At 34.7% G+C, this 26,338-nt stretch carries 37 protein-coding genes and 2 pseudogenes; 5 read left to right on the top strand and 34 right to left on the bottom strand.

Going from position 1 to position 26,338, the window contains the following annotated elements; all coding sequences use genetic code 11:
* Window positions 1–11 precede the first annotated feature (11 nt).
* From BAU28_RS14360 to BAU28_RS14280, 18 genes and pseudogenes are all read right to left on the bottom strand, one after another.
* A complete protein-coding gene (locus BAU28_RS14360) occupies window positions 12–2,378 on the bottom strand; it encodes a phage tail family protein (RefSeq protein WP_071718902.1) in 2,367 nt (788 codons plus the stop codon).
* 219 nt (window positions 2,379–2,597) lie between these two features.
* Complete coding sequence (locus BAU28_RS14355) at window positions 2,598–2,849, bottom strand: hypothetical protein (protein ID WP_244158112.1); 252 nt, start codon at window positions 2,847–2,849, stop codon at window positions 2,598–2,600.
* Window positions 2,850–3,092: 243 nt separating this feature from the next.
* A pseudogene (locus BAU28_RS14350) lies at window positions 3,093–4,319 on the bottom strand (hypothetical protein); the annotation flags it as partial.
* A gap of 235 nt (window positions 4,320–4,554) precedes the next feature.
* Window positions 4,555–4,899 carry a hypothetical protein gene (locus BAU28_RS14345; protein WP_071718899.1) on the bottom strand — a complete coding sequence of 115 codons (345 nt, stop codon included), beginning with the start codon at window positions 4,897–4,899 and terminating at the stop codon, window positions 4,555–4,557.
* Window positions 4,900–4,903: 4 nt separating this feature from the next.
* Window positions 4,904–5,500, bottom strand: coding sequence for a major tail protein (locus BAU28_RS14340; RefSeq protein WP_071718898.1), 597 nt, complete (start codon window positions 5,498–5,500; stop codon window positions 4,904–4,906).
* Entirely contained in the window at window positions 5,501–5,833 is a 333-nt protein-coding gene (locus BAU28_RS14335; protein ID WP_071718897.1) for a hypothetical protein, read from the bottom strand. It lies immediately after the preceding gene.
* On the bottom strand, window positions 5,830–6,174 hold the full coding sequence (locus BAU28_RS14330) for an HK97 gp10 family phage protein (RefSeq protein ID WP_071718896.1): 345 nt from the start codon (window positions 6,172–6,174) through the stop codon (window positions 5,830–5,832). Before BAU28_RS14330 ends, BAU28_RS14335 begins: the two co-directional genes overlap by 4 nt.
* A gap of 1 nt (window position 6,175) precedes the next feature.
* Window positions 6,176–6,529: a phage head closure protein gene (locus BAU28_RS14325; RefSeq protein ID WP_071718895.1), complete on the bottom strand. Its 354-nt coding sequence runs from the start codon at window positions 6,527–6,529 to the stop codon at window positions 6,176–6,178.
* Between the two features lies 1 nt (window position 6,530).
* On the bottom strand, window positions 6,531–6,824 hold the full coding sequence (locus tag BAU28_RS14320; RefSeq protein WP_071718894.1) for a hypothetical protein: 294 nt from the start codon (window positions 6,822–6,824) through the stop codon (window positions 6,531–6,533).
* Between the two features lie 5 nt (window positions 6,825–6,829).
* Window positions 6,830–7,981: a phage major capsid protein gene (locus BAU28_RS14315; protein WP_071718893.1), complete on the bottom strand. Its 1,152-nt coding sequence runs from the start codon at window positions 7,979–7,981 to the stop codon at window positions 6,830–6,832.
* Window positions 7,982–7,984: 3 nt separating this feature from the next.
* On the bottom strand, window positions 7,985–8,767 hold the full coding sequence (locus BAU28_RS14310; protein WP_071718892.1) for a head maturation protease, ClpP-related: 783 nt from the start codon (window positions 8,765–8,767) through the stop codon (window positions 7,985–7,987).
* Window positions 8,751–9,914 (bottom strand): phage portal protein, encoded by a 1,164-nt coding sequence (locus tag BAU28_RS14305; RefSeq protein ID WP_071718891.1) that lies wholly within the window; start codon window positions 9,912–9,914, stop codon window positions 8,751–8,753. The genes BAU28_RS14310 and BAU28_RS14305 overlap by 17 nt, the downstream gene beginning before the upstream one ends.
* A 9-nt stretch (window positions 9,915–9,923) precedes the next feature.
* Window positions 9,924–11,591, bottom strand: a complete 1,668-nt coding sequence (locus BAU28_RS14300; protein WP_071718890.1) for a terminase TerL endonuclease subunit — start codon at window positions 11,589–11,591, stop codon at window positions 9,924–9,926.
* On the bottom strand, window positions 11,588–11,899 hold the full coding sequence (locus tag BAU28_RS14295; RefSeq protein WP_000301149.1) for a P27 family phage terminase small subunit: 312 nt from the start codon (window positions 11,897–11,899) through the stop codon (window positions 11,588–11,590). Before BAU28_RS14295 ends, BAU28_RS14300 begins: the two co-directional genes overlap by 4 nt.
* Window positions 11,900–12,025: 126 nt before the next feature.
* Window positions 12,026–12,361 carry an HNH endonuclease gene (locus tag BAU28_RS14290; RefSeq protein ID WP_071718889.1) on the bottom strand — a complete coding sequence of 112 codons (336 nt, stop codon included), beginning with the start codon at window positions 12,359–12,361 and terminating at the stop codon, window positions 12,026–12,028.
* Complete coding sequence (locus BAU28_RS30425) at window positions 12,354–12,527, bottom strand: hypothetical protein (protein WP_165615164.1); 174 nt, start codon at window positions 12,525–12,527, stop codon at window positions 12,354–12,356. Before BAU28_RS30425 ends, BAU28_RS14290 begins: the two co-directional genes overlap by 8 nt.
* A 6-nt stretch (window positions 12,528–12,533) precedes the next feature.
* Complete coding sequence (locus BAU28_RS14285) at window positions 12,534–12,761, bottom strand: hypothetical protein (protein WP_071718888.1); 228 nt, start codon at window positions 12,759–12,761, stop codon at window positions 12,534–12,536.
* A 58-nt stretch (window positions 12,762–12,819) separates the two neighbouring features.
* Complete coding sequence (locus BAU28_RS14280; RefSeq protein WP_071718887.1) at window positions 12,820–13,494, bottom strand: hypothetical protein; 675 nt, start codon at window positions 13,492–13,494, stop codon at window positions 12,820–12,822.
* A gap of 165 nt (window positions 13,495–13,659) precedes the next feature.
* On the opposite strand from BAU28_RS14280, the gene BAU28_RS31570 reads away from it, so the two are divergent.
* Window positions 13,660–13,809, top strand: a complete 150-nt coding sequence (locus BAU28_RS31570) for a DUF8096 family protein (protein WP_420271227.1) — start codon at window positions 13,660–13,662, stop codon at window positions 13,807–13,809.
* Window positions 13,810–14,200: 391 nt separating this feature from the next.
* On the opposite strand, the gene BAU28_RS14275 is transcribed toward BAU28_RS31570, so the two are convergent.
* Window positions 14,201–14,698, bottom strand: coding sequence for a hypothetical protein (locus BAU28_RS14275; RefSeq protein WP_131801204.1), 498 nt, complete (start codon window positions 14,696–14,698; stop codon window positions 14,201–14,203).
* A 216-nt stretch (window positions 14,699–14,914) separates the two neighbouring features.
* Window positions 14,915–15,556 (bottom strand): hypothetical protein, encoded by a 642-nt coding sequence (locus tag BAU28_RS14265; protein ID WP_071718885.1) that lies wholly within the window; start codon window positions 15,554–15,556, stop codon window positions 14,915–14,917.
* Window positions 15,557–15,869: 313 nt separating this feature from the next.
* Here BAU28_RS14265 and BAU28_RS14260 point away from each other — a divergent pair, with 313 nt between their 5' ends.
* The gene (locus BAU28_RS14260) at window positions 15,870–16,319 is read left to right on the top strand and encodes a hypothetical protein (RefSeq protein WP_071718884.1); all 450 of its coding nucleotides are present in this window, start codon (window positions 15,870–15,872) and stop codon (window positions 16,317–16,319) included.
* 37 nt (window positions 16,320–16,356) lie between these two features.
* On the opposite strand, the gene BAU28_RS14255 is transcribed toward BAU28_RS14260, so the two are convergent.
* The 3 genes from BAU28_RS14255 to BAU28_RS14245 form a co-directional block, all read right to left on the bottom strand.
* A complete protein-coding gene (locus BAU28_RS14255; RefSeq protein WP_071718883.1) occupies window positions 16,357–16,899 on the bottom strand; it encodes a site-specific integrase in 543 nt (180 codons plus the stop codon).
* Window positions 16,896–17,366, bottom strand: a complete 471-nt coding sequence (locus tag BAU28_RS14250; RefSeq protein ID WP_071718882.1) for an ArpU family phage packaging/lysis transcriptional regulator — start codon at window positions 17,364–17,366, stop codon at window positions 16,896–16,898. Before BAU28_RS14250 ends, BAU28_RS14255 begins: the two co-directional genes overlap by 4 nt.
* A 203-nt stretch (window positions 17,367–17,569) precedes the next feature.
* Window positions 17,570–17,851 (bottom strand): hypothetical protein, encoded by a 282-nt coding sequence (locus BAU28_RS14245; protein ID WP_071718881.1) that lies wholly within the window; start codon window positions 17,849–17,851, stop codon window positions 17,570–17,572.
* 332 nt (window positions 17,852–18,183) lie between these two features.
* Between BAU28_RS14245 and BAU28_RS14240 the strand changes: the two genes are divergently transcribed.
* A complete protein-coding gene (locus BAU28_RS14240) occupies window positions 18,184–19,398 on the top strand; it encodes an RES domain-containing protein (RefSeq protein ID WP_071718880.1) in 1,215 nt (404 codons plus the stop codon).
* 440 nt (window positions 19,399–19,838) lie between these two features.
* Here the strand turns inward: BAU28_RS14240 and BAU28_RS14235 are convergent, their stop codons facing one another.
* The 6 genes and pseudogenes from BAU28_RS14235 to BAU28_RS14210 form a co-directional block, all read right to left on the bottom strand.
* On the bottom strand, window positions 19,839–20,030 hold the full coding sequence (locus tag BAU28_RS14235; RefSeq protein ID WP_071718879.1) for a DUF3954 domain-containing protein: 192 nt from the start codon (window positions 20,028–20,030) through the stop codon (window positions 19,839–19,841).
* 76 nt (window positions 20,031–20,106) lie between these two features.
* On the bottom strand, window positions 20,107–20,469 hold the full coding sequence (locus BAU28_RS14230) for a cell division protein SepF (protein ID WP_071718878.1): 363 nt from the start codon (window positions 20,467–20,469) through the stop codon (window positions 20,107–20,109).
* Window positions 20,444–20,633, bottom strand: a pseudogene (locus BAU28_RS14225) (hypothetical protein). The gene BAU28_RS14230 and the pseudogene BAU28_RS14225 overlap by 26 nt, the downstream one beginning before the upstream one ends.
* A gap of 2 nt (window positions 20,634–20,635) precedes the next feature.
* Window positions 20,636–21,958: a replicative DNA helicase gene (gene dnaB / locus BAU28_RS14220; RefSeq protein ID WP_071718876.1), complete on the bottom strand. Its 1,323-nt coding sequence runs from the start codon at window positions 21,956–21,958 to the stop codon at window positions 20,636–20,638.
* The gene (locus BAU28_RS14215; protein WP_071718875.1) at window positions 21,955–22,905 is read right to left on the bottom strand and encodes a DnaD domain-containing protein; all 951 of its coding nucleotides are present in this window, start codon (window positions 22,903–22,905) and stop codon (window positions 21,955–21,957) included. Before BAU28_RS14215 ends, dnaB begins: the two co-directional genes overlap by 4 nt.
* Window positions 22,906–23,183: 278 nt before the next feature.
* Window positions 23,184–23,468: a hypothetical protein gene (locus BAU28_RS14210; protein WP_071718874.1), complete on the bottom strand. Its 285-nt coding sequence runs from the start codon at window positions 23,466–23,468 to the stop codon at window positions 23,184–23,186.
* Between the two features lie 190 nt (window positions 23,469–23,658).
* Here BAU28_RS14210 and BAU28_RS14205 point away from each other — a divergent pair, with 190 nt between their 5' ends.
* Window positions 23,659–23,958 carry a lactate permease gene (locus BAU28_RS14205; protein ID WP_071718873.1) on the top strand — a complete coding sequence of 100 codons (300 nt, stop codon included), beginning with the start codon at window positions 23,659–23,661 and terminating at the stop codon, window positions 23,956–23,958.
* Here the strand turns inward: BAU28_RS14205 and BAU28_RS14200 are convergent.
* The 5 genes from BAU28_RS14200 to BAU28_RS14180 form a co-directional block, all read right to left on the bottom strand.
* Window positions 23,955–24,170: a Thoeris anti-defense Tad2 family protein gene (locus BAU28_RS14200; protein ID WP_071718872.1), complete on the bottom strand. Its 216-nt coding sequence runs from the start codon at window positions 24,168–24,170 to the stop codon at window positions 23,955–23,957. The genes BAU28_RS14205 and BAU28_RS14200 overlap by 4 nt on opposite strands.
* A 181-nt stretch (window positions 24,171–24,351) precedes the next feature.
* Window positions 24,352–24,573, bottom strand: coding sequence for an RNA polymerase subunit sigma (locus BAU28_RS14195; protein ID WP_071718871.1), 222 nt, complete (start codon window positions 24,571–24,573; stop codon window positions 24,352–24,354).
* Between the two features lie 13 nt (window positions 24,574–24,586).
* Complete coding sequence (locus BAU28_RS14190) at window positions 24,587–25,174, bottom strand: sporulation sigma factor-processing peptidase (protein WP_071718870.1); 588 nt, start codon at window positions 25,172–25,174, stop codon at window positions 24,587–24,589.
* Window positions 25,175–25,264: 90 nt separating this feature from the next.
* Complete coding sequence (locus BAU28_RS14185; RefSeq protein WP_071718869.1) at window positions 25,265–25,513, bottom strand: hypothetical protein; 249 nt, start codon at window positions 25,511–25,513, stop codon at window positions 25,265–25,267.
* Window positions 25,514–25,550: 37 nt separating this feature from the next.
* Entirely contained in the window at window positions 25,551–25,730 is a 180-nt protein-coding gene (locus tag BAU28_RS14180; protein WP_070173703.1) for a helix-turn-helix transcriptional regulator, read from the bottom strand.
* Between the two features lie 139 nt (window positions 25,731–25,869).
* Here BAU28_RS14180 and BAU28_RS14175 point away from each other — a divergent pair, with 139 nt between their 5' ends.
* Window positions 25,870–26,328 (top strand): helix-turn-helix domain-containing protein, encoded by a 459-nt coding sequence (locus tag BAU28_RS14175; protein ID WP_071718868.1) that lies wholly within the window; start codon window positions 25,870–25,872, stop codon window positions 26,326–26,328.
* The last annotated feature ends 10 nt before the right edge of the window (window positions 26,329–26,338 follow it).

The raw sequence follows: 26,338 nt of genomic DNA, 5'->3' as shown, positions 1-26,338 counted from the left end.
GAAACCCAAACCTAAAAGTCTGAGTTTCTTTTTGCTTCTCTATCTTGATACTCTGTTGTATATCGATAAGTACCACGTGCAACTTCTCGCCCTTCTAAAATTACAGGTACTTCAATTGCTAATCCACCACCTGGTACTGCAAATTCACCGTTTACTCCTTGCGCTTGATATAATCCATTAGCTTGCACACCTATATTACCCACATTAACTGTTGGTACTGCTGCTTCGCTCATTGCTTGAGATGCGCGGTTTATTATTCCAATTGAATTTTCCATACCAACCGCAAGACCAGCGCCAATTTGTTTACCAACTGCATCGCGCATAAGTCGTGAAGGCGAATGAATATCAAAGAAGTCTGTGAATCCTTTTTTAATGCTACTTCCGATTGAGGCTACTTTATCCCAAACCGCACCAGCCATTGAACCTATACCATTAATTAAACCTTGGATTATATCTTTACCAATGCTTAATAAGTTTACCTGTTTAAGAGTATCAACTATTTTAGGTATTATGTCTGTTACAATTGTAGAACCTAATTGTCCCACCATACTTACAATACCTTTTATTAAAGCCCAAATTAGTTGGACACCAGCTTCAAGGATTTTAGGTAAATTCCTAATTAATTCTCCTGCTAAAGTAACGATTAAATTAAGCGCTGCCCCTATTAATTGAGGTATAACTTGTACAATACCTGCGATTAACATAAGCAAAATTTTGATGCCAGCTTCAAGTATCTTTGGTAGATTTGCAATTAATGTGGATGCTATTTTAACAATTAAATCTAATGCTGCATTAATAAGTTGCGGTAAGACTTGAACTATACCATTGATAATAGCTAACAGTATTTTAACCCCAGCATCGATTATTTTAGGTAGATTCGTAATCAGTGTATCTGCTACTTTTGCAATAAGATTTATCGCTAAATCTATTAATTGAGGTAGAATTTTTATGATTCCATCAATTAAGCTAGTTAAAACTTTAACGCCAGCCTCAATAATCATAGGTAAATTTGCTGTGATCGCTTCAATTAAAGTGGTAATGACTGTAATAATTGCTAAAGCAATCATTGGTAAAGCTTGCGTAATTCCAGTGATTAACGAAACCAATAAATTGATTCCCATTTCAATCAACTGTGGTAAAAATGACATAATTCCATTGATTATTGTTTGGATGATTGTTACTGCAATTGGGATCAACTGTGGAATCATCTGCATAATTCCATTTATTAAGGTCAAGATCAATTGAAGTCCTGTCTCTATAAGTGTAGGTAAGACTTGTACAATTCCAGAGATTAAGGTTTGAACAATTTGGATTCCAGTTTGTACAATCATAGGAAGATAAGTTGCGATCATTTGTGAAATTGTATTTATTATCCCAACTATCGCTTCAAGTATGATTGGAGCCGCTACAACTAACCCATTCACAAGACTTGAAATCATTTGTGATCCAGCTTCAAGAAATTGCGGTAAGGCTGTTGTCACGAAATTAGCTATATTGGTAAAAATATTTGTTATGGTTTCAAGAATAATTCCGGAGTTTGCATTCAAATATTCTGCAATCGCTGGTAAATAACGAGATACAGAGACAAGAACACCAGGAAGCCCACCGATAATTGCACCCGCTATAGTAGGACCAATCATCTTAAAGATTTCACCTAACTGGCTAAAGTCTCCCGAAAAAACAGCTTTCACAGCATCAAAAAGATGAAGACACGCTTCACGTATTTTACTAACTGCTAATCCTATAATCTTTGCTGCATTTTGAAAACCTTCTGGTAAATTTGTAATCCAAACATTCAACGGATCTCCACTTGCAGCTGTCCAGAATAAATATTTACCTAATGAAACAAGTGTATCTATGAAACTTTGTATGCCACTTATCACGCCAGTAATACTATTCTTAAATCCTTCGTTTGTCTGCCATAAATGCCGCATCCAAATGATTAATCCGGTTATAGCCGCGGTGGCGGCTATAACTCCACCTACTACTAATGCTACTGGACCAGCGACAGCCCCAATACTTACACCTACAATTCCAGCGATACTGGACAAGGTTATAAATACTGGGGCTAAAGCCATGCATGCCCCAATTAATATTCCCAGTGTGACAACAATAGTTGTTAATGCTGCGGCTAATGCTGGGTGTGCTGAAATCCAACTCGCAAAGGCTCCAATAATGTTAGCTACTACGCCCAAAAGTGGCTCAAGTGCCATTTTCAAATCGCCCATTGCCTTTTGGAACTTTATAGCTGGACTTGCATCCATTTTCTTTATCATTGCATTTAACTCTTCTTGGCTCACGTTTAAATCAATAACTTTATCTTTTGCGTTTAACAATGTATCTATAATGTTTTGTCCTTGGTCTTCAAACATTGTCATTTTGTTATCGTAAAGGTTTTTTATCCTCTACTTCTTGCACTTCATATTAATGCAAGCTCGGCATACGTTTTCACTGTTAAAGTGTCGCGGTCTCGTGGAGGGATTATATCTTTTCACCCTCTATGCTCTGCCCCTGACTACACTTTGCATAGCCTTCGGTTCAAGTTAGGAATCTCACCCTCCTTGCTTAATACCGCGATTTTATTTCGGCACAATTTATCATCTACCGAAAAGCTTAACACCAATCTCGTTTCGCTTCGTTTCATCTTCAATCTGATTTAACGCTTTAGCAATGTCAGTCATAGCGGCCGAGCCTTCTTTACCGCCCTTTGCTACAGATTGTCCCCATTTTTGCAATTGATCTGCTGATATATTAGTACCTTCAAGAGCTTCTTTCATAGCTTTATCGACACCTTGACCAAATTCAGCCGCTTTAATACGCCCTTCTTTTAGACCCGATATGTTCAACAAGATTCGCAACATCCTGCCAGTTCTCTTATGAACTTCTATATATCACTATACAGACCAGACTATATCATCATCTTTATATAAGATGCTCCCCATTTCGGATGTCATTAGCTTACACCCTACGCTTTTCAGCTAGTCGTTGCACGTTCCTTTGTTAAAGGCTTCGCTCAGTATTGTCTCTTTTGAGAGTTCCACTGAATTAAAAGAGTTTTCTATGAATGTCACCACTCATAGGGACAATTTTTTATCCAATAGGTTGTCAATATTCCAGGTACCTGTATCAACGCCAGCTGCCATAATAGCCTGTACTTCCTCAGCTGTATACCCAGCTCTTGTTAGTTGGCCACCGTATTCAGCAATAATATCTAATTGCTCCGGTGGAAATCCCATTTTTAATAAGGCATTTGTTAAAGCTAAAGCACTTTCGTTGGTTATCCCTAATTCACTACCAACTTCATTTGTCTCTTGGATTAATTCCGTAAAATCTATACCAGCATAAGAAGTTGCTATTGCTGAAGCGCCTTTTACAATAGCTGCATTCGTTTCATCGCTAACATTTTTATTTAAGGCCCATTGTCTACGGGTTCCTTCAAGAGCTTCTTCCACATCTACACCGTATGCTTCAACCCCACGAACTGCTTGTTCAACCGATTTCCTAGATGACTCAGGGACTTCAAAAGTTACATCAATTTTTGTTTTTAGTTTAGACGTATCAAGAGCTTTTTCGATTACACCGGAAATACCACCAGCTGCCATCGCCCCGCCGAGCATATTCTCTAAACCGATGTCTAACTCTTTGAAGCTTTTACCTGCTCTTTCAGCTTCTCGTGAAAGGTCTCTCAAATCATTTCGAACTTGTTGTATTGAATTACCGTCATCCACAGAACGAAGCGTACGTTGTAACTTTTCAATATCAGCTTCTGCTCCCAACGCTTCACGACCAATAAGACCAATTGCCTGGTCTAACTGTCTACTTGTAGCCGTGCCGCTTTTAATTGCATTCACAAGACGATTTCCTAACGCTCCTGCAAAATCATCGACGCTTTTTCCTGTAGCACTAAATAAGGTTTCTAATTGTCTTGCCGAACTTGCTATATTGTCCTGTTCAGCTTTTAATCCAGCAAGTTTGCCTTTTAGACCATTAAGCGATCCTTCTGTAAATTCAATTTCACGCCTAAATGCACGATACTGTTCTTCAGAAATCTTTCCATTTTGAAATTGAGCTTGGACTTGTTGCTCCGCTGCTTTCAATTTGTCTAGCTTTTGTGTTGTATTTTCAATTGCTTGTGTGAGTAATTGTTGTTTTTGAGCTAATGCTTCAACATTACCTGGGTTAAACTTCAAAAGACGTTCAACATCTTTTAATTCTTTAGTCAAATCATTACTATGTTTATTTACATCTTTTAAAGCATTTTGAAGTCCTGTGGTTTCTCCATCAATAGAAATAGTAATTCCTTTAATTCTTCCTGCCATTTCCTCACCTCACTTCTTTAGAAATTGTTAAAGTCTTTTTGCGTTGCTTTACGCGTTTTTTCTTGTGGTGGCTTCTGCATTTCTAAATATTCATCGATATAATCAAGGCACATACCAATAGTCATATCCTCTAAATCAGCTTTTGTAAGTTTGCACTTATAACACAAAACAAGGAACGTCTCAGTGGTGAATACATCACCCTGATTCGCTCCTTGTTGACTATTATTATTGCTATCTACAACTTTTTTTTAGATTGAATCGTGGAAGCTATCATATCTTGAATATCTTCTAAGATTTCAATGATTGGAAATTCATCAAATGAATCTAACCACACCATCGGCTCTGGTATTTTTGGATCAGCCGTTTTCGCCATAGTCCAAACCAGATTATAAAACACCTCAAAATCTACACTATCTAACTTACTTGGATCTAAATTTTCCATATCGATTTTACCAAGCGGCGCTAACTTGAGAAGTTGCGCGAAATAATCTTTTCCGAATTGCGCTTTAAATCGGACTGGTGTTCCTCCTGTGCTTTTCAAACGAACATCTTTACCATCTACAACAATTGTTTTTTCCATTTACTTACGCTCCTTTTGGTGCTGCTGGTGTTTTTACATATACTTTTTTGTACCAGTCGTTATAAATTGCTTGTGTTGTTTTAGCAGTCGTTTTCGTTTTAACCATCGGTCTTCCTCCTGGTGCTAAAACAATTGGGCTAGAAACAAACTTCAGTTCATTTGTATTTGGTTCAGCTGAATTTGTTTTTGTTTTAGATGCAATCGTAGGACGACTTGCTGAACAGTTATACATAACATGACGAGTCGCGTTCACATCGCCATCGAATTCAAATAGTAATGCAAATGATTTTCCTTTAGCATCAGCTAACTCATTTAATACACCGTCTGTTTCATCTAATTGCTCGCCTAATGCATCGATAGCAAATTGTTCCGGAATAGTTGCAATGGATAGCGTTCCATCATAACCTTGGTTATTACTTGCTGCATAGTAAAGCATGTCATCTGCATAGAATTCAATTAAATCACCGCGTGGTTCGAAAGTTAATTCAACTCCACCGGGTAGTGGAATTGGTGTACCAAACTTCACTAAAAACCCTTCAATATCAATTGGCACATAATGTACATTCTTCAAACCGAATGTCACTTTGTTTTCCTTATTCATTTACATCAACCTCGTTTCATATATTTTTTGATACATTTTCTCAGATTCAATAAGCCCCTCAATTGGTGAATCATAAGGAATCTCATGATCGTCTAGGACTTTTTCAAACTTTGCTTCCGCAACTAAATCTTTTCTAGTTGTATAAAGTTCAATATTTAAATCATTTATCTTGTGATAAACCTTGTTATCAGCCATGAGATTGGCTGAACCGTCCACAAGAAAACAAATATAAGGTGGTGCCGGAACAGGATTAGTTGGCGTTGCTGTGAAATGCGAATAAGCCACAGGATAACCTGTAGCTTCAAGAATTTTTGTTAATTCACCTAATTTCATTGCCCAATCGTCCTTTCGATACGTCTTGGCAATTCGTCAATTACATACTCTTCAACTGGACGAATATGCACTTGCGCTGGTACTCGACCACCACCAACTTTCGTATGCCCATTTTCTAAAAGATGTGTTAGTTGTCCTTGTGTATTATGAAGAACAACACCTTTACCTTCTTTTTTCTTGCGCCAACCTTTACGATAAGCACCTGTTTTTTTAGGACTATTTTGCTTTAATTTACCTACAGCAATATCTCCTATTTCATCGATTTCATTTTCTAATTCTTCTTCCACAACATTCGCATATCTTTGTAATTCCCTAGCAAGATCACTCGCAAAATCATTCATACTAAACATGCTCCTTTGCGATAATGGTCAATGTTTGATACATTTCATCATCATTCATTGGCGGTTCGATAATATCAAATATACGACCCTTCATATTGATTCGCATTAATTCTGTGATACCTGTTGTATAAGGAATTATAAAACGATACACCAAAGTAGCCTGTGAAGCCGAAGCCTCAATGTACTCCGAACCTTTTACTGTTTTTATCATCGCCCATGCTTTTTTTACTTCCTTCCAATTATCTGTTTCAACTTCTTGATTCAATTCATCTTTTATTACTTCAGGTTGTTCAATGATAATTCGATTCCTAAAATCACCTGTATTTAATGGCTTTTTGTATTGAAAAGGACGCATTTTAATCACCGTCCAGTTTGATTTCTTCTAAAGCTTTTTCGATACTTAAACTATTAATCTGACTTAAAAAATTCTTGTCAAAATACTCTAAAGCATCGTTATAAACATAACGAGAGCGTTCAAAGACTAACTCCTTGAACACCTCGTCATTGTTTATATCATAATCGCCACAAACCCTGATCAAATCTTTATTGGATGCAAATAGGATGCGTCTTAGGTTATCATCTTCATCATCGCCTAACCGCATCCTATCTTTGAATTGCTGTAATATTTCATTTGAAATTACTGTATCCATTCACATCATCCTTGTGTCGGTGGCGTTACTTCTTCAAGTTTCAATGTATAAACTTGTGAAGTGTATTTATCTTTCGGTTTACCTGTAGCATATTGTTTAGCAATATAAACTGTTGCATCTTCTAAAGCCAGTGTTTCTTCATATTTTTTGATTGGCTCTGTTCCACCCATCGCTGCAACATATTGACCCTTAACAAAGAATAATACTTTCCCTTGAGGTACAAACACCGATTCTGTAAGGATCGGATTAAATGGCAAGCTAGTTACATATACTCCAGCTGCATTTTGAATTGTTGCGTTCGCTTGAATATCAAAAGTATCAAACGGATTAGTTACCATAACTACTTTACCAGCAATATTTTTTGGTCGATCTGCATCCGAACCATCAGCATTTAATTTTTTAGCTAGTAGTTTAACAACACCTTTTAATTCATTGATTGTTTTACGACCTGGTTCAAACGTTAAAGTGCCTACTGGCTTTTTATCTGGATATACTCCATTTACAACACTTCCGCTTGGATCTTTTAATAACCCAATAGGTTCATTTTTACCTGTACCAGCTACAAATCCACGTTCTAAACCTACTTTCATTGCTTCTGTAATCATTGTACGAATATAACGTTCGACCCATACAGGCCCAAGTTTCAACATGTCGTTTGCTAATGGAATAAATGCCGTTAATTTAAGTTGTGAAATGCTATCTTTACGGAATGTAGCATTTAATTGACCTTTAATACCATCAAATAATGGTCCCCATACTGCTGCGCCTTCTGGATCTCCGTAAATAAATTCTGTTACAGCCCCTAAATTTTCTAAACCAATATGTTGTAAGAAAGGATGATCTTCAACTAAATCATCAAAGATTCGTTCTTGAGTTGTTTTAGGTAAAGTTTCAGTAGACTTAAAGCCACCTTCTTCCACAACTGCATTAAAGAACTTCATTTCCTCGCTTGTTAATACATTAGCGCCGCGAGATTGCATAATAGAACGATCTACCATTGATTCATTTACCTGATTCAAAATATCCGAGCGAACATCTATAGCAAGGGCTTCAATCATAGAATTTAATGCTGCCGATTGTTCTTCTGTTGTACCTTCCTGTGTTGCTTTCGCAAAAGCTAATTTCTTCTCTTCAAAGTTATTGAATTTAATAACCATATTTTAATTTCCTCCTAAAGTTAAAAAGAGCTTACTCAGATTCTGTTTTGTATTAACAGGTTCTGGAATAAGCTCTTTTGGATTTGTATTCGTTTGTAAATCATTCAGGATTTCGCTTTTTAACCCTGATAATGCTGTATTTAAATCTTCTTTTGTAATTCTTTGACCTTTGCCCATTGTTCCATTTCTAAAACCATCAATTACTTTCTGCGGGATCATAGTATAAGTGGCACTTGAAGCTGTCATTTTAACTGGATTCTCCATGAACATGATTTCATCTACAAAATTATTTTCTAATGCTTGTTGTGGACCCATCCAAGTTTCTTCAGCCATCATATTAAGTAGTTCTTCTTCTGATTTACCACTTTTAATGACATAGGCGTTTACAATTGCTCGATCTGTTATTTTTAACATCTCAGCCGCCTTTTCCATGTCACGATGATCACCACCATTCCACATAGAAGCATTGTGAATCATGATTTGTGCTGTTGGAGAAATGCGGACTTTATCGGCAGCCATTGCAATAAATGATGCTGCACTTGCTGCTAAACCAACAATTTGAACTTCTACATGACCAGGATAATTTTTTAATGCCGTGTAAATCTCTGAACCTTCATTTACATAACCACCAGGACTATTTATTGATACAACTAATTCCTCGCCATTTGCATTTTCAAGTTCTTTTGAAATCTTACCTGGGCTTGTAGCATCCATTTCAAACCAATCATAAATCCAAGCTTCATCATTAGAAATAATTGGTCCTTTCACGTCAATTTTCACCGTCATTTTCTTTCTCCCCTCCTTCAGATTCATTTAATTTTGTATAGTTCTTCGTAATATGGTGGATATTTAGGTTTGGATCATCAGAATCTTCATAATCTACTTCTGATCGAATCTCATTTCCTGTAAATGCACTTGAAGAAATGAGTTTATCAATACTTGTCGCAAGATCAAATATACTTTGATAGGAAACAGCCTTAACCTCAATTCTTTGCCCCAAAAGATATTCACTCATCTCAAAGAATTTAACGTTCGCTTCATCAGATAGCTTTTTTAATAATGGCCGTACTGTAAAAAGCATATAATTTTTCGTTTGCTTTTCTACATCAGCCATTTCCCCATATATCAAAGCTGTTGGAATACCAATTGCCATAGCTACTTGATTTAAGAAACCATTTGTTACTTTATTGATTTCTTCCACACTTGGACCATTCGCAACACCGTTGTATATCTCGTTATAATTAATACCCTTTTGTTGTGGAACAATAGCTATATCTTTTGAGCCAATCGACTTATACATGTTGTCTATAAACTCTTGTAACTTCGCTATTTGTTCTTCTGTTTTAGCACCAATCATATCCATATCAACTGTGCCACGAACTTGATTTTTACGCTTCTGTGAGTTTAATATCCTACCAAATAAATCACCGTAATCTGCAAATAAACCATCAATAAGTGGAGATAATTTATCATTTCGATACTTTAAATGAATTACTTCGCTTTGTTTAAAACTTCGCTTAAACGTGTAATCTTTTACTGTTACATCTGTAAAAGTATCTTCATATACAGCATATTCGTTATGCTGAAATCCATCAGCAATAAGCAAATCACCATCATCCGCCTGTACAACTAAACACTCATTATCATAAATGAGTTTACGGATAAATCTTTCCCAGAAGGTGCTGGCCGTCATATTCTTATTCGGTCTAATATTTAGGCGATAATAAAGCTCATTCTTCTCAAATGTTTTACCGTTTCTTACCCTGAATTCAGATTGACTAATCGTTCTTCCTAGAAAAGATACGCATGTATCAAGTGCTAATCGTTTCATGTGAAGCCTGTTTGCTGTATCAGCAATCAAATCCAGATCTAGCATAAATTCTAGTTCTTTATTTCTTTTAAATACTGAACCTAACCATCCAATGGTTATCACCCCCCTTTATTAGAATTTAATGTTACCTATAACAAAATCAGTTGCTTCTTGTATCTCATCCGCACGATAAAGAGCATGAACAAAACACTGAAACCCATCTGTTTTTCTACGTACAGGTTCTTTCTTTTCATATATTTTATTTCCATCACCTTTGATAACAACCAACACATTTTGCGTATACCAACGCATTAGCGGATTATCATCAAAAACAATTTGTTTATTTGCAAATGCCATTTCAATACGTGGAGCTAATAAACTATGAATTGCTTTTGGGTTTCGTATAACTTCTATTTCAAACCCCTCTGCTACTAATAATGGCCTTATTGCTTCCATTCTGAAGTTATCAGCTATAATCTTTTTAATTCCATATTGTTCTCGCATTTCTACAAACCAATCAACAATGTGTTGAGGATTAATAGTTGGTTCATCCACAACTGTTAGTAAACCTTGCTCTTCCCACTCTTTTATAGGAGCAAATTTCTGCTTTTTAAATTCACCTGCTTTTTTAGAATATCCGTAATAGATATCAACAAATTCTTTTCGAACAAAGGAATGAGTTTTAAAAATGTATTCACCATTTTGTCTAAATAAAAGACCACATGCTGCAAAGTCTCGAATACTTGCAAAGTCTAATGCCCCTATGCATTCTTGAGCATATAAATCAGGAAATGGACGATTTGTAGCAAGAATTTCTGACCATTTCGCAACAGATCGCTCCAAATTTGTAACCGGCAAGTTCATTCGTTTTGTCATGAACTCCTCTCGGTTGCTTGGATCATCCTCTAAATCCTCGTATTCTTCTTTTATCGTTTCAAGTAATCCCTCAGCATACTCACTTAAAGGATGAGATAACATTGGATTCGCCATTTCCCAATTATCGATATCATCGACTTCTTTTTCATCATTTAATTTACAAATGAACGGAAAGATAGCATTTGGACGGGCTTCACCATTTAAAACTTTCATTGCTTTTTCTTTTTGCTTATCTAGAAATCCGTCTCGTACATACCCGTCTGTACCAATGTAAAATTCGCGTGGGTTTTTCTTTTTCCCTAAACCACTAATGTGGACTCGAACATCTTTATTGCTTTCATATTGATGTATTTCATCAAATACAACCGCGCCATCACGCAAACCATCTTTTGTATCTCCATTAGACGTTCTAAACTTCAATATACTTCCTGTAGCTTTAGAGACAGTTTGAGTTAATGTGGTTTTAAATGCTCGTTGCAATATTTCATTTCGTTTGACGCATTTATGAACTTCATCTGGACTGGTTTTCGCCTGCTCTTCACTGTTTGCAACAACGGAAATGTTATACTCCGTAATACCATGCATTTCACTAATTAAAAAATGAATGATGACTGATATTAATCCGTTTTTACCGCCACCACGTCCTAGCATCCACAAAAATTTCCGGTAAAACACGCGGCCATTTTTCTTATAAAACAAAAAAACGAATGCTATTAAGAATTTCTGAAATGATTGTAACGGGAAGTACCATTTCTCTCCAAAGCGGATACACTTCTCTATCATTTCATCATCAAAATACAAATCGTCTCTGTTCAAAACATATTTTTCTAGATAGTCAATTAACAGTTCTCTTTCTTTGTTGAACTTTATTTTTCCACTTCTATAAAGCTCAATATATTCATCTACATGCTTTTGCCTAATCATATTAAATCACTTGGACTGTATCCCGTATTAGAAGCACCAACTTTAGGAACGAATTTTATATCTCTTCCTAAAGCAATTAAAGAACTATTAATTTTATTCCTCTCACTTATAAGAGGGTGGGCTTTAACAAAAACTTGAGAACCATTTTTTACTGTTACAGATTCACCTTCTTTATTAATGGTCTTATTTATTTTTCTAAATGCTTTGACTAGATCAATGTATCTTTCTACTTTTTCAACTTCGACTAAATCTGTGATATCAATACTATTCATGAGCTGTTCTTTTAACCTCACAATACTAACAGCCATCTACCCACCCCCCCTTACGTGCGTAAAATCGAAAAAAATCTGACAGTTAACCCCCTCCTCCGGTGCCCCTTAGAGCAATTTTTGATGAAATATTTTAAGGGGGGGATTATTATTGCCGATTCATTTTTACCACTTTTCATCATTTTCCCATTTGTTGATTTTCTTTTTGAATGTTCTACCGTGTTCTTTATTATGGCAATCCACACATACTGTTTCGAGATTATCTTTTTGTAATGCAAGTTCTGGATGATGTTCGAGTTCTTTTATATGATGGACAACGAGTAGAATCTTCTTACGCTTCGCACGCTCACTGTATTCATTCGTGTCTGTTTGAACGCGACCGTTTCGTTTACACTCTTGGCATTCATAGTTGTCACGCTTCTTTACTTGCTCGCGTATACACTTCCACTCACCACTGTCATAGAATTTGCGCTTCTGTTGTTTGGTTTTATATTCATTCACTATCCTTTACCTCAACCACACCTGTATCAATCCGCTTCTCTCGATGTTGAATATCAAGGCACTTCTCACAGTAGAAAGTAACGGATACATCTACACCATAACGATTCGCATCAGAATAGAAAGTAGTAGTCCCATTATCTAACACTTGGTACTTATGATCACACATCTATCCTCACTCCTTACTCTTTAAGAATCCATCCATTGTTTTATCTAGCAAACTATTCATCGCTTCTCTCTTTTGCTTTGGTGTTGTATTATCTTCCAACTCATTAAATATTGGGATTGCACTTTCTAATTTCTTTTTATCAATACGTTCGTTTACAAGATCCTGCCCTAACATTGCAATGAATGTTCCGATCACAGCCGCTTGTTCTTGTTTGTTTAATTTAGTTAGATCCATCCTTCATCCCTCCAAAATAAAAAGCGCTCAGTTAATTTGAGCGCTTAATTTTAAATATTTATTTAACTACACCGTGCACAATTCTGTTTCTGTAACTATTAATAGTAGATAACGAATATCTTCTTCCTGTTTCACTTTGTATTATTGTTCTTATCTCCTCAAGATTCTTTTCCTGATTATCTCTTATAATTTGGAAAACTTCCTCGCGCACTCTTTTCTGTTCTTTTTCCCGTTCTATTTCACTCTCTAAAATATTTCCCCTTTTACCCCAATATATTTTTTGGGAATTTTCTTTGTTTTTTTCTTGAGTTAGGATTTCACCAATATTTAAAGTTATATCTTTACTCACTCTATTAATAATTTTATCAACTTCATCTTTTGTATATGTATCTTTTTTCTCAATCTCTTCACTATATACTTGTGCCGTTTCTTCACCAACGCTATTTACTATTGAAGGATCTAATTTTGCGTCTACACTTTTCACATCTATTTGTATATTATTTAATAAATCTACCAAACGGTCATTTACTTGTTTATTATCACTGTCCTGTTTAAGAGCAATAAATATTGCTACACCAGCAAGTGCTATAGAAACTGAACTAGAAATAAATGAAAATAGATTTATTACATCCTGATTATCTCCTAATCTAATAGTTAAAATTAAGATAATGATGCCAGATAAAATCCCTACTACCCAAGCCCAATCTCTATTACTCCACCTTTTATTCTCCATAAGTTATCGCCTCCAAAATACATTATGCGACAATTTGAAATTTTTATCTATAAATTTTTTTATACAAATTTATAAAACCGTTCAAAACATCACCTATATAATAAAAAGCATCTACTATGCGAACACTTCATGTTATTATGATTAAGCTGTATAAATCAGATTGATATGTATGTGAAACGAATGGAAAACAAAGAGTTCCCTGATAAAATTAGCGGTCGCTGTGATAATTGTGACAATACCGCATTCAAAAGTTCCGTTAAAGATTTCATCTTCTTAAGAGAATATCGTCAATGTGGTATAAAGAAAATCATATAGCCATCTCCATGGCTTTTTTCTTTGTAAAATAAAAAGCAGCCGAATGGATGCTTTTATATCAATTATTGATTTGTATTTTATTTACGGTAAATGAAGTTTTATTCTTCTTCCAATCACTTAATGTCGCTACATTCATCTGTGCCAACAATAATAAGTAACTGGAAGAAGAGCAAAAGCTCTCCTTAATAACGGTATCATTCAATCATTACCATCTGCTGGTTTCGGATTTTATGTGCCGTCATTATGAAACCGTTTAGACAACATATAGATTATAAAGGAATCTTTATGAGTTGTGTTTTCCGCCACTTCTCACAATACAAATATATCACGATGATTCCAAAACAGCCGGCACATTTCCTGCCAAAAAGCGGTCACGACTCTGCCACTTATTTTATTCCATACTCATAGCTATCTCTTTTAAAAGACTAGGAGTCCCTGTATTTAATTCATCTTCATCATATTTTTCATTCATCTGTTTTTTTAATTGGTTATATTCTTTAACTACTAACATCGTTAGATCATCTACATATACATACGGACTAACATCAAATGGATTAAGTTTATTTCTTTTATATGCCAATTTTTCAACTAGTTTATGTACTTCTAATAAAAGTTCACTGCTCGCATAACGTGAGTTTTTCATTATAAATTGTATATATTCTTCAGTAGACAGATACCCAGATTCTATCTTAATACAGAATCTAATATCTTCCATTCTACGATCTGATGGAATATCTACTAGCTTAGCTAAAGTCATTGTATATAACGGAGCATAAAGATTTTTAAGTTTTTCTTCTCTCTTCCTTTTCTTTTCTTTCCGTGGCTCGATAAATAAATGTAGGATTGCAAAGGTAATTATTGATGTAATTACAGCACTCGTGATTGCCATTCAATCTACTCCTTATCCATAAAATTTGCAATTCAATTACGGTACGTGAAGTTTTATCCTTCTTCCAGTCACCTAATGATGCTATATCTGCATCAACAATATTAAGTAAATGGAAAAAGAGCAAAAGCCCTTCTCCGTTTACACAACGTGAATTGCAATTGAATGTGAAAACAAGAAACAACTATTCATCCAATTTGCAACCATTTTCATTTCACTTTAATTTAGGACTTTACTTTTCGTGTTTGAACCTAAGCTAGTAATAACTGTCTTATTTCTAAACCGCCTTTTTACATAGACACTTTCTATGATTTTTTCCGCTTCCCCATCTTCCCTAATTGTTTTGCTCTCATATGTCATAACTTCATTAGCTAATGTGTTATATGTAACTTTGATGGTCTCTGTGAAAAAGTCTACGGTATCACTGGAAATCAACGGGATATATACCTCTTCATCTGCTTGTAACATGTAGATATCAAATTTCATACTTTGAATTTCTTTACTTTCGGATACTACGCGCACTTCTACTATAGGTCCAAAACAGTGATTTGACGTTATGTTTTTTATTTTTAAAAATGCACATGGAATTTCATTTAATGCTTTTTTAGAAGTTGGAAGTTTATCATATATAGAACGGATTTCTTCGTAGTTCTTAGTAATAAATAACTTTGAACCTTTCTTATAATGATAACCATCCAGTGCGAAATTTCCCGATATTAAGTCTGTAGTTATAAATGCTCTCAAACTCTTTTTCTTATCTTTATTTGCCATAAATTGATTCACTAGCAGTGTGATCATAGTTCCAGTAAAAGCTAACAATGGCCCATTTTTTACAAGGTAACTCCATAATTGCGCCCACATAATAACTATCCTCCTATCAATATATTATCTTCAAACCAACATTTCAATATTACCATTTATTATATATCTCAACATACAAATATCTTTCTCACTTACCCATATCTTATATTTTGTGTAACTAAGCCAAATGCTATAACTCTTGGCATTCCTAAGTTTATAAGATATTTTATTTCGAATTACACCACACTAAAATTATGTATAACTTCAACAAGGAATTTGGCATACGCTAGGTAATAGACTTACAATTTTTGAAAATGATGTTAAAATATTTATAATATTTATCAAATTGAGCAACATAAGGAGCTGAATAGTATTGATAGAATCAATCATTTCTGATGCATTACGCTTTGCTTTAAATCCAACAGGTATGCTTATAGAAAAAAGTACCCAAGCATTAGTCAATAAAACTAATAATTTACAAGAAAATGGAACTATCGAACAATTGAAAGAAGAATCTCTTAAACAAGAATACGTAAACCAAATGTCTGAATCTCAAGCCCGTGTGTCCCAAGAACTAGCTATTGCTCAACGTATCAGTACAGCTGAGGAAGTAGAGATTGAAGAATTTTATGAAGGGAATCGTTCTGGTGGTGTTGGTGTTCAGACTACTGATGTCGGAATGAATTTAGGTGCACATGGATCTGGTCAGAAAGTTACTAGAAGAATTTATAGATTTAAAGGGTGGCATGATGGTGCAAAAGAAATATTAGAACAACTAAATCAGGCCAATTCCCAAACCCCACCTCACCCTCAGGAAAAGTAATAAAATTTAAAGAGCTCAGATTTTTAGTCTGAGCTCTTTAAATTTTAAATCTAGTCATCGCTTTGTCCATTGCATCTTGATTAACACCTATATATCTTAGTGTTACTCGTTCCGATGAATGATTAAATATCTCCATTAGCAAGGCTATATTCTTTGTCTGCATGTACATATGATACCCAAATGTCTTACGGAGTGTATGTGTTCCTATTTCGTCTAAACCAAACTTTTCTGCCGTGCTTCTAAGTATTTTATAAGCCATACTACGCCCAATTGGCCTATTCTTGCCCTCACGACTTTTAATCAAATACTCCTTGTCTTCTCTTTCGTCAATATACCAACGTAATTCTCTTTTTAATGCTGGTGTCAATTGAATACGTTTCTGTTTACCCGTTTTCTTTTCTCTCATTGAAATATGACTACCCTTTAAATCACCTATTTTAAGCTTTAGAATATCACTTATACGCAACCCTGTATTAATTCCCATCACAAACAAAATATAATTACGTTCATTGTTTTCCTTTAGGTATTCTTTAATATGTTGTATTTGCTCTGGATCACGAATAGGTTGGACAAAGTTCATAGATTCTCCCTCCTATTCTGCTCTTCTGTCTCATATACTTCTAATCTAAGAGCGAAAGCTAGTTTATAAAAAGCATTAGATTTATTTCTTCTATATGTACGTTCACTCATACCAATATCGTTATAAACCATATAATCAAAGACTTCCTCATCTTCCAAATAGCGTTTTACAATGATGTCTCGTTGATTTTTACTAAATCGACTTAACGCTTTATCAATTTGAAAAGATAAACGTTGTAATTTTAATTCTCTTTCACTCATTGCAACATTTGCTAAAGCAACATCTTCAGCTGGCTTTCCTACTATGTTTGTTGGACCGTGATATCTTGCCTCACAAGAGGCTGTAACCTTCATCTCATTTCTAATCATCCCAAATTTTCTATAAATACGAACATTTTCAAGAATCTCTTCCAAACGAGCCTGTGTTGCTTTGCGATCAATTTTAGGTAGGAAAGTTAATTGCGTCATATATAAAAACACCCCTTATCTATTTTGTTAAAAAAACAAAAAAGCGGACACCAAACTACAGAGCAATATCACTAATGCTCTTTATAGTTCGATGTCCGCTGGTTCTTCCAGTAAGACTAAATGTTTAATTGCTATTATTATATCATTTTCTTACGTTTTTTCGCCTTTTACAAGATTATATAAATTATAAATCATTTATCCGATCAAAATCCGATGTATGTATATGAATCTACTTTTATATATATTATTTCTTCGACCTTAATAGCTTCTTTACCTACTATAAGAAATTCTTCCCCATTAATTGGATTTTCAATAAATTTAACTAGTTCATGCTGAATCGTTTCTTCTTGTTTAGATTCAAGAGAATTCAGTTGCTGATTAAGTTGAATATCTCTCTTAGTGTGAATACAAATACTATATTGAAATTTTGGATTTTCTACATCCTCAATATGTTTTAATGAAATGATGTCGGTTAATTTTTTCATTATTTCATCCCCTTTGTAGAAAATAGAGTTTTGGTACAACTATGTTCTAGTAATAATATTATCATTTCTTCTTTAAATCTTCATTATTTCTTTCGTACTTTAAAATACAACTTCTAAATCAAAGGATTTTTTGTAAAATACTCATCTTAATCTATTTTTTCGTTATATAATAAGAATTCCGGTATATAACGATGGTTAAACATGTAAACACTGGTGATTATATATATTTATTCTAGACTAGTTGCAGTGTGGACTTAAAGAAGACAAAGTAAAACATTTTTTATTTTAAGAATTTATGAACGTCAAAAAATTTATAAGAAGAGGTGAAAACTATGAATGAAGTAATTTGTTCAAGATGTTGTGGTTTAGACGAAGGATTAGAAATAATAAATTTAGATATAGATGAATTAAACGAAACTCCTCCTGTCTATATTGTTGGATATGCGGAAGAAGGTGAATACTATTGTGAAGATTGTGGCGATGAATTGTCCCCAACTGAATTCTATATTAATTGTGCAACGGAGAAGGAAGAGATAATAAGAATAGTTTCGGAAAAAATAGGAGAACTTCTTTCTGAAAAATTCGATTACTGTTCTCATTGTTCTACAGGGCAAGAAATAGAAACTTTACTTTATGTTGCCGAGAAAGAGGATATTAGCCATATCAATAATGCAGGTGAAGATTTATATGATTTTTTAACTGAAAATGGTGTTACAGAAAAATATTTTGATTTAGTATTAGAGAGCTTAGTTTGTCCAAAATGTAATTATGGAACAGGTCGTGATCCAAGAGATCCAGACAATGGGAATTTCGAGCTGCTGGATAAAGTATATACAAGTGAAGAAATTGATTCCTTTTGGGGATTTGATGAACAAGCCTTTATTGAAATTGCCAAGAAATATAATATTGATATTGACGCATCAAAATTCTCAGAATTCAGGGATTATTTGTTTGAAAAGCCCCTATTAGCTTATAAGCACGCCCTTGGTAGAGAACTATATAAAACACTGGAAAACATTTATTTACAAAAAGACTATTTTAAATTACAAATTGGCGTGGAGTTATTTCGAGGTCGAAATAGAGGTAAAGATAAGAAGAATTACACTTCTGATGCAATGTGGAATCCTCCAAAAGGCGAAACCTCACATGGTAGATATAACCCAGTAGGCATTTCAGTATTATATTGTACGGATGATATAAAGGGTATTCCATATGAAATAGAACCCAAGAAAAACGAAGTTACAGATGTAGCTACTTTTACTAATTGTAAGGTCCTGAATTTATTAGATATTGATGAAATATTCAATGGATTCGAAGGCTTTTTATCATCAGAAAGCGAAGAAAGCACAAATGTTAGAAAAGGATATTTAATTACTAACTTTATTGCAATTTGCTGTATTGAGATTGGATTTGATGGTGTAAAATATAAAGGAGCTAATGGTTTAGATTACTACAATTATGCTTTCTTTACCTCAAACTCTGAAACATTTAGTATAAGTACAATAACTAAAGAATTCAATTTTATCTCAAACTATGATTTTTCTTAAATCGCTTTAAAATCATATTATCGATAACACTTATCAAGGAAGGATGAGGCACAACACCTCGTCCTTTTTATTATTGATATTTATACTTCTCATCAATTAGACTTTTTATATACCTGCATTTCTATATAAAATAAATAACTCCCTACTACCTGTAAAAATGCTTCTAATACAAATCGAATCATGATTTGTATTTATCAAAATCTTGATCTAATTTACATAAAGTGAAATTTCTAAGGAATTAGACCTTTAATATTCTCTAACGTTTCTTCTAACTACAGTAATTCCCACTTTTTCTCCAACATATTTAATTTTTTACCCCCTTCACATTTCACATCTCCTTTTCTATAAAATTCAAATTATATATCACCCTTTCCCAATTCGTTAGGAAAGAATGTTATTGTGATTATATTTCGCCACTTGTGGCGAAGCTTAATAATGTATTAAATTAACTGCGTTTTCCGCTCATCTATACGAATTACTTTCCCAGATTTATATACAAAAGATTGCTCACCATGCCCAGTATCTGGTGGTTCAATCGAATAAACCTGTCCATCTTTCACAACGTAAATCATATTTCCTACTAAAGAAATTTCAGCTTTCATTTTTGCAACATTTTCAGTGATAACTGCCACCATGACCACTCCTAGTTATGTTATAATTACTTTGTCGAATAATTATGTCGGGAGCAATCTCGGCTTTTTTGTTTGACTACAAATATCGCACAACATTTTCTGGAACAAATGATTGTTCAAGTGATAAATGCAGCCGTATTGGAATCGGCTCTTTGCTATCCCTTGCTCGCTTACATATCTCTTCAGCTTCTTCCCAATCAAACTGTTTATCCTCCACTCGCTTATAACGCCAAATCCCAATTGTATAATCCTCAAATAATTCGTAACGATCATCTGGCGCTGTCGCTGGTTTTAATTCGTCAATCGCCTTTGCTTGGCGTGGTATTTGCACAACCACATCTGCATACCGTAATTTTGAATTCAAACGGTGAATGTGAGCCTTCTCAGGATCAAATGATACAACTGGTTCCACGTCAAAAATTGTTAATTGCTTTGGCATTGTTTTTTTTCCTCCAATACCTGTAAGCTCACAAATAAAATTCCTTCAAGCTGCGTTAACGTTAGTTGATCTAATGTTTGTCCGTTAATTTCTGATAATCCCAATCCCAATAATTTACGAATAATTGCTAGTTTTCTACGTTCTACTTCCTGACGTAACAACATAATTAAGCCTCCTGTTGATGACAAAGCTTTCGGTCTAAATTTACAAACTTACTAAATTCTTTAATGAATGCTAGTTCAACAACACCAACTGGACCGTTTCTCTGTTTCGCTAAAATAATTTCCGTTATATTTTTATTTTCTGTTTCACGGTCGTAATAATCTTCGCGATATAAGAATGCGATTAAATCTGCATCTTGCTCAATTTGACCATTCTCACGTAAGTCTGATAGTAACGGTCTCTTATCTTGCCTGCTCTCCACAGCACGACTTAATTGTGATAATGCAACCACACATACATTTAGCTCTCTTGCCATAAGTTTTAGCTTACGACTAATCTCACCAATCTCTTGCATGCGGTTTCCTTTGTGCTTTGGATCACCTACAATAAGCTGCAAGTAATCAATTGCGACTAGCACCTTTTTGTCTGGGTATTTGCGCTTTAGTTTCCTAGCCTTTGCGTAAACCTCTTGCATCGTTACATTTGCTTTATCGTAAATTTCTAATGGCAAATCATTAATTAACCCCATTGCCTGACTAATCTTTTCCCAATCCTTTAAATTACATAGTTTTTTAGGATTCTTTAATTTCGTAGCATCTATATTTCCAGTACTTGAAATCATCCGCTTAAGCAACTGTTCTTCTCCCATCTCTAGCGAAAAGACGCCTGTTGCTGTATGAGCACTCGCTGCATGGAAAGCAATGTTTAATACAAATGCTGTTTTCCCCATCGAAGGACGGGCACCGACAATAATTAAATCACCTTCTTGTAGTCCTGCTGTCATTCTGTTTAAGTCGTCATAACCAGTTGGTATACCGGTTAAATCTCCTACATCAATTTGCATGTTCTTATACAGATCAACTAGGGTTTGCTTTAGATTAAATTCATCTGAATAACCTGTTTCTTCAATAGCGCTTAGTTCATCAATCGATGTACTAATAGCACTTATATCTCTTTCATGCTGAAGACGATTATATAAGTTGCCAGCAACCTCTTGAGCATGTCGCATCTTCCAAGCTTCAATCACTAAACCTTCATGATACGAGAAGTTTTTAGTTGTTGTTACAACTTCTGTCAGGTTTACAAAGAATTCAATTCCACCAATTTGATTCATAAAGCTTTCATCGAATTTCCCCATGAGAGCAACAAGGTCTATTGGAACCTCAGCATCCTCTAATTCTCTCATCGCTTTAAAAATCACTTGATGTGTTGGTAAAGAAAACTGTTTTGTTTTTAGCTGGCAATCTTTAATTAAATCGCCTTCTTGGATAATGCTACCTAAAACACTTTGTTCAGCTTCTGCGTTACGAATCATATCGTTACTCATTGAACCATCCACCCATTTTGTTGATTAAGTGCTGCAAGTTCTTCATCCGTTGGAATGTTTTTCTCCCATGATTGTTGCTGCTGTATTACGTTCTTAGTAGATTCTGATAAGCCTTTTTGTTGATAAGAAGTTTGCGTCGGTTGTTGAGCCTTTGCTAATCGTTGAGTACGAAATTCTTTATCAGCTGCTTCAACATCTGCTACTGTTTTCAATCCTTTAAGATGCCAATCTCGTAAAATCGTATTTACGTAGGACATGTTTCTCGTATTTTTCTCTAAAGCAATCTCCATAGCTTTTACAACTAGCTCTGCATTTAAATCCTCTATCCAAGCGTGAATACCATCTGCGATAAAAGGTGTAATGAATCCGAAGTTCTGCTCGTAAAAAGAAATTGGATTAACCTCAACAACTTCTTCCGCGCCTGCGCGTTCTTCTTGTTGTTGTTCTTTTTCTTCTTCTTTTTCTTTTTCTTCTTCCTTGCTAGGGTCTTGGAAGCCCCTTATAAGCCCCTCCAAACGTACTAATAAATACTCCTTAATTCTTGGAATCTTAAAGTCTTGTTGCACTTCTAATTCCAAGCAAGTTTCATAGAAATCAACTAAAAAATCCTGGTCCTTCACAGATTGAATTTCTTTTAATACACACTTTTCAATGTTCACATTTTTAATCGGATTGAATTTTAACCAGTTGATTAAGAACAGCTCTTTTGTTTTTTGGTTGTAATTAATTTTCCCGTACTCTGCAAAGCGTTCTAATAGTTTCATAACAGTTTCTCGGTTGTACCCTGTATCAGTTTCAATGATACGAAGTGGAAGCTCATAGATTCCTGATTGAGACGTCTTACTGTTTGTCATCAAATATAAGTAGAAATATTTTTCCTCCGGTGTAAGATCTAAAACAAATGAATCCTGCCAAAATGAAACATGTACTGGTCTATAAACTGCCATATTATTCATCCTCCCGTTTACATATCGCGAATCCGTCCTCTACACGTAATAAGCGATAATTCTTGTATCCTATTTTGAGATATTGGTTTACTAAGTAAATTAGGTGTTGCTCTGAGGTCGCTTGCTGAAATACCTTAGGGTTCAGCAACACTCTATGTAATGATTTGTCTAAAAGCATGCAGCACACTCCGTTGTTATACGAATGCTAATTTGATATAATTAATCCTAAGATCATTTGCAAAACCATTTATCTATCACTCTGCCAAGTGATAGATTTTTTATTTTATACGTGTTACTAATGAGGCGTTAACTCCTCTTGCTCTTAAATCTTTAATCACTACACGATAACTCTTCGATACCTCATGTTCTTCTTTTGTATCACGAAGCATTTTAAATTCTTTCATACATCGCTCCAGTTCTTCTTCCCAGCGATTTGATTCTTCGGTTGATTCTGCATTAAACATGTTATGAATACATGCAACCATACAGTTATGAAGTTTATTCGCGAATGAAAAGTCTCCTGGAAGAACTAGATCATGAAGACGATCACATTTATGTGTCATGAATTACATCTCCTTTCTATTTGAATTGATGCTGTACGCATCGTTACAACCAGAAAGGAACATTGTAGGGGGATGTGAGGAACAATCCCTTTCTGGTCATAACGACAAGCACAGTGGCTTGTCTATTTCTATAAAAATATTTAAAAACCTATTATTTTGGTATAATCTTCCTTGAAGGGAGGTGTACTATATGAAAATGATTAAACTATCCGAAATACTATTTAAATACATGACGACTGAGTATAAAAAACACGAAACTGAAATATTTTCTTTCGAAAGATTCCAGGAACTATGTCCTGATGAAACTGACAAATCAATTTCAAAAGCTTTATTTCATTTACAAGAGGAAGGTTTTGTATCTATATATGAAGCAGACAGTATTGCTTATATGACTACTTTACTTTCAGCAGGAATTGCGTATTATGAAGAAAATACTCTTCTAAAAAAAGGATACAAAGCTGCTAAAGAGATAAAATCTTGGATGCCCTAATCAATAACTATCCAATCATCAGCAATTAGATCATCTGCTCGTGGACTCCATGCCCTGCGTGGCTCAACTTCACCAGGATTTAAAGAATAAGTTTTGCATAAATCATACGTATTTGTTGGTTTAAGTTTGACCCTAAAGGTGTTTATAAAATGTACTCGCGAAATATATCTATTTTGCTTTATTGCCAATTTAGTGGCTTCTTGGATGTTCATAATTTCCCACCTCACTTCTTGTTAAATTAATGTTGTGCACATCGTTACAACCAGAAAGGAACATTGTAGAGGTATGGGAGGAACACTCCCTTTCTGGTCATAACGACAAGCACAGTGCTTGTCCAAAATATTTATATAATGTTATAATTGCTTTATCGATATATTTCTGAGCTACTGTTGTCTAGGCGGTAGCTTTTTCTTTTGCCCATTTATGTTTCAAAATGAATGATGCTTCAATAATTTTGATTCGAATCCCCAACAATTTCTTCTCTTGCTTTAATTCAACTGATTTTGAATCCTCACCAAGCATTTTCGCTATTTTAATCTCACCAGCTAGTTTTGCATCATAGCGAATTAGTTCCTTATATTCTCTTAAACTTGGTTTCTTATAATCTACAGTCATTTTCCTTCCCCCTTTACAGCACCTTTGTTAAAGTCATTAAGCTATCCACCGATTGAATAATGACGTTCTCCGCCATAGCCTTTTGCAACCAACTTCTTTGTATTTGTTCCATAATGCCAAAATGAACCTGCTCAAGAGCTTGTACTACACATTGAGTAGCTTGGATTGTATCGAAGATTTCTTTTGCATGAACTGCGTATTCATATTTCTTCTTTTCGTCCAGCTTCCATGACCTTGTTGCAACTTGTAAGTTCATGATTTCCTTCGCTGCTATAATCCCCTCTTCAGCCTGTTTAATGTAGTTCATCAATTGTAGATTTACATCTTGAGTTAAACGTGGATCTGTAGGCGGTAACCCAACACCATAAATATGTTTAATCGCTTGTTGATTCAACTTTGCTCCTGTTGCATGACACCAATCCATCGCAAGCTCAAATTCTGGTTTAGAAAGTCCAGATTCAATACGGGTTAATCTTTCATGTGTAATACCAAGGTACTTAGATAGTCCTTTCTTCGTTTTCAGCTGAACATTATCACAACATTCTCTAGCATTCTGTAATAATTCCCCTATTGCTGAATTGCAGTATATGCTTGTTCCCATATCTGTTCGCCTCCATATTTAGTTTTCAAATGGTTACAATGAATTTAGTACATATGTAACTTGTCTATTTTTCATGTAAAAAGAGAGGAACTATTCCTCAATGTTTTCTTTCACTTGCATTTCTTTGATGATGGCCCAACCAGCCTTGTAATATGCTTGAAGGAGTTTATCAATATCCTTTTGCGATTTTGGCTCAGGAGCCACAACATGGACTTTCGTTTTTCCAAATTCATAAGTCGCTGCATATTCTTCTTGTTGGCTCATGGTGTCACCTCTTGAAGTGCTTTTTATATGTTTATGCGACTGATCTGTTGGTACTGCCATGTTAGTTGATGGCATTTTCTCACCCCTTTGTACACTATGGTTTACATTTTAATTAAAAAAGATCCTCAACCCGCTTATTTAAAACTTTAGCGATTCTAATGGCAGCCCCGACACTAGGTTGTACTTTCAAATTTTCAATATTAGATAAATATGGCCTTGATACCTTCGCTTTTTTAGAAAGTGAGTCTTGTGACATATTCAATTGTTTACGAATTTTTGCTACATGGTTCATTCAATCACCACCTATGTATTCATTTGATTACAAAATAAATTGTACTCCGTTGAATACATTACGTCAACCATGAAGTACATTGTTTTTTTAGCTTTTTTGTAAACGATAGATTACAATTGTATTCAAGGAGGGACAAGATATGAAAACATTAGGCATGATAATACGTGAATACCGTCAAGAACGTAACCTTTCATTAAGAGAATTTGCTACACGTTGCCAACTAAGCCATTCTTATATAGATAAATTAGAAAAGGGTATAGACCCTCGAAATGGAAAACCTGTTGAGCCAACATTAGCTGTCATTGAGCAAATTGCTAAAGCTATAAATAAAGATAAGACAAATTTATTAGAGGAAATTGGTTATCTTAATAAACCAAACGATATTAAATTATCTCCTAAAGATGAACGTGATATTGCACGTGACTTAGAAAAAACATTAAAGGATTTAGAAAACAGTGATGAAGCGTTAATGTTTGATGGAGAACCAATAGACGACCATACAAAAGAAATGATTCGTATTTCTCTGGAGAACTCAATGCGCATGGCAAAACAATTAGCAAAACAAAAATTCACTCCAAACAAGTATAAAAAAGATTGAACGGAGCGAG

It is taken from the genome of Bacillus paramycoides (assembly GCF_001884235.1).
In the GTDB taxonomy this organism is placed as follows: Bacteria; Bacillota; Bacilli; order Bacillales; family Bacillaceae_G; genus Bacillus_A; species Bacillus_A paramycoides.
Note: the sequence above shows the minus strand (reverse complement) of the source record. Positions and strands in the feature narration are given on the sequence as shown.

What these genes read in the sequence shown, in the direction of transcription:
- BAU28_RS14360 (WP_071718902.1), bottom strand. Translation starts at nt 2,378, where the DNA reads ATGACAATGTTTGAAGACCAAGGACAAAACATTATAGATACATTGTTA.
- BAU28_RS14345 (WP_071718899.1), bottom strand. Translation starts at nt 4,899, where the DNA reads ATGGAAAAAACAATTGTTGTAGATGGTAAAGATGTTCGTTTGAAAAGC.
- BAU28_RS14340 (WP_071718898.1), bottom strand. Translation starts at nt 5,500, where the DNA reads ATGAATAAGGAAAACAAAGTGACATTCGGTTTGAAGAATGTACATTAT.
- BAU28_RS14335 (WP_071718897.1), bottom strand. Translation starts at nt 5,833, where the DNA reads ATGAAATTAGGTGAATTAACAAAAATTCTTGAAGCTACAGGTTATCCT.
- BAU28_RS14330 (WP_071718896.1), bottom strand. Translation starts at nt 6,174, where the DNA reads ATGAATGATTTTGCGAGTGATCTTGCTAGGGAATTACAAAGATATGCG.
- BAU28_RS14325 (WP_071718895.1), bottom strand. Translation starts at nt 6,529, where the DNA reads ATGCGTCCTTTTCAATACAAAAAGCCATTAAATACAGGTGATTTTAGG.
- BAU28_RS14320 (WP_071718894.1), bottom strand. Translation starts at nt 6,824, where the DNA reads ATGGATACAGTAATTTCAAATGAAATATTACAGCAATTCAAAGATAGG.
- BAU28_RS14315 (WP_071718893.1), bottom strand. Translation starts at nt 7,981, where the DNA reads ATGGTTATTAAATTCAATAACTTTGAAGAGAAGAAATTAGCTTTTGCG.
- BAU28_RS14310 (WP_071718892.1), bottom strand. Translation starts at nt 8,767, where the DNA reads ATGACGGTGAAAATTGACGTGAAAGGACCAATTATTTCTAATGATGAA.
- BAU28_RS14300 (WP_071718890.1), bottom strand. Translation starts at nt 11,591, where the DNA reads ATGATTAGGCAAAAGCATGTAGATGAATATATTGAGCTTTATAGAAGT.
- BAU28_RS14295 (WP_000301149.1), bottom strand. Translation starts at nt 11,899, where the DNA reads ATGGCTGTTAGTATTGTGAGGTTAAAAGAACAGCTCATGAATAGTATT.
- BAU28_RS30425 (WP_165615164.1), bottom strand. Translation starts at nt 12,527, where the DNA reads ATGTGTGATCATAAGTACCAAGTGTTAGATAATGGGACTACTACTTTC.
- BAU28_RS14285 (WP_071718888.1), bottom strand. Translation starts at nt 12,761, where the DNA reads ATGGATCTAACTAAATTAAACAAACAAGAACAAGCGGCTGTGATCGGA.
- BAU28_RS14280 (WP_071718887.1), bottom strand. Translation starts at nt 13,494, where the DNA reads ATGGAGAATAAAAGGTGGAGTAATAGAGATTGGGCTTGGGTAGTAGGG.
- BAU28_RS31570 (WP_420271227.1), top strand. Translation starts at nt 13,660, where the DNA reads ATGTATGTGAAACGAATGGAAAACAAAGAGTTCCCTGATAAAATTAGC.
- BAU28_RS14275 (WP_131801204.1), bottom strand. Translation starts at nt 14,698, where the DNA reads ATGGCAATCACGAGTGCTGTAATTACATCAATAATTACCTTTGCAATC.
- BAU28_RS14265 (WP_071718885.1), bottom strand. Translation starts at nt 15,556, where the DNA reads ATGTGGGCGCAATTATGGAGTTACCTTGTAAAAAATGGGCCATTGTTA.
- BAU28_RS14255 (WP_071718883.1), bottom strand. Translation starts at nt 16,899, where the DNA reads ATGAACTTTGTCCAACCTATTCGTGATCCAGAGCAAATACAACATATT.
- BAU28_RS14250 (WP_071718882.1), bottom strand. Translation starts at nt 17,366, where the DNA reads ATGACGCAATTAACTTTCCTACCTAAAATTGATCGCAAAGCAACACAG.
- BAU28_RS14245 (WP_071718881.1), bottom strand. Translation starts at nt 17,851, where the DNA reads ATGAAAAAATTAACCGACATCATTTCATTAAAACATATTGAGGATGTA.
- BAU28_RS14240 (WP_071718880.1), top strand. Translation starts at nt 18,184, where the DNA reads ATGAATGAAGTAATTTGTTCAAGATGTTGTGGTTTAGACGAAGGATTA.
- BAU28_RS14230 (WP_071718878.1), bottom strand. Translation starts at nt 20,469, where the DNA reads ATGCCAAAGCAATTAACAATTTTTGACGTGGAACCAGTTGTATCATTT.
- dnaB (WP_071718876.1), bottom strand. Translation starts at nt 21,958, where the DNA reads ATGAGTAACGATATGATTCGTAACGCAGAAGCTGAACAAAGTGTTTTA.
- BAU28_RS14215 (WP_071718875.1), bottom strand. Translation starts at nt 22,905, where the DNA reads ATGGCAGTTTATAGACCAGTACATGTTTCATTTTGGCAGGATTCATTT.
- BAU28_RS14210 (WP_071718874.1), bottom strand. Translation starts at nt 23,468, where the DNA reads ATGACACATAAATGTGATCGTCTTCATGATCTAGTTCTTCCAGGAGAC.
- BAU28_RS14205 (WP_071718873.1), top strand. Translation starts at nt 23,659, where the DNA reads ATGAAAATGATTAAACTATCCGAAATACTATTTAAATACATGACGACT.
- BAU28_RS14200 (WP_071718872.1), bottom strand. Translation starts at nt 24,170, where the DNA reads ATGAACATCCAAGAAGCCACTAAATTGGCAATAAAGCAAAATAGATAT.
- BAU28_RS14195 (WP_071718871.1), bottom strand. Translation starts at nt 24,573, where the DNA reads ATGACTGTAGATTATAAGAAACCAAGTTTAAGAGAATATAAGGAACTA.
- BAU28_RS14190 (WP_071718870.1), bottom strand. Translation starts at nt 25,174, where the DNA reads ATGGGAACAAGCATATACTGCAATTCAGCAATAGGGGAATTATTACAG.
- BAU28_RS14185 (WP_071718869.1), bottom strand. Translation starts at nt 25,513, where the DNA reads ATGCCATCAACTAACATGGCAGTACCAACAGATCAGTCGCATAAACAT.
- BAU28_RS14180 (WP_070173703.1), bottom strand. Translation starts at nt 25,730, where the DNA reads ATGAACCATGTAGCAAAAATTCGTAAACAATTGAATATGTCACAAGAC.
- BAU28_RS14175 (WP_071718868.1), top strand. Translation starts at nt 25,870, where the DNA reads ATGAAAACATTAGGCATGATAATACGTGAATACCGTCAAGAACGTAAC.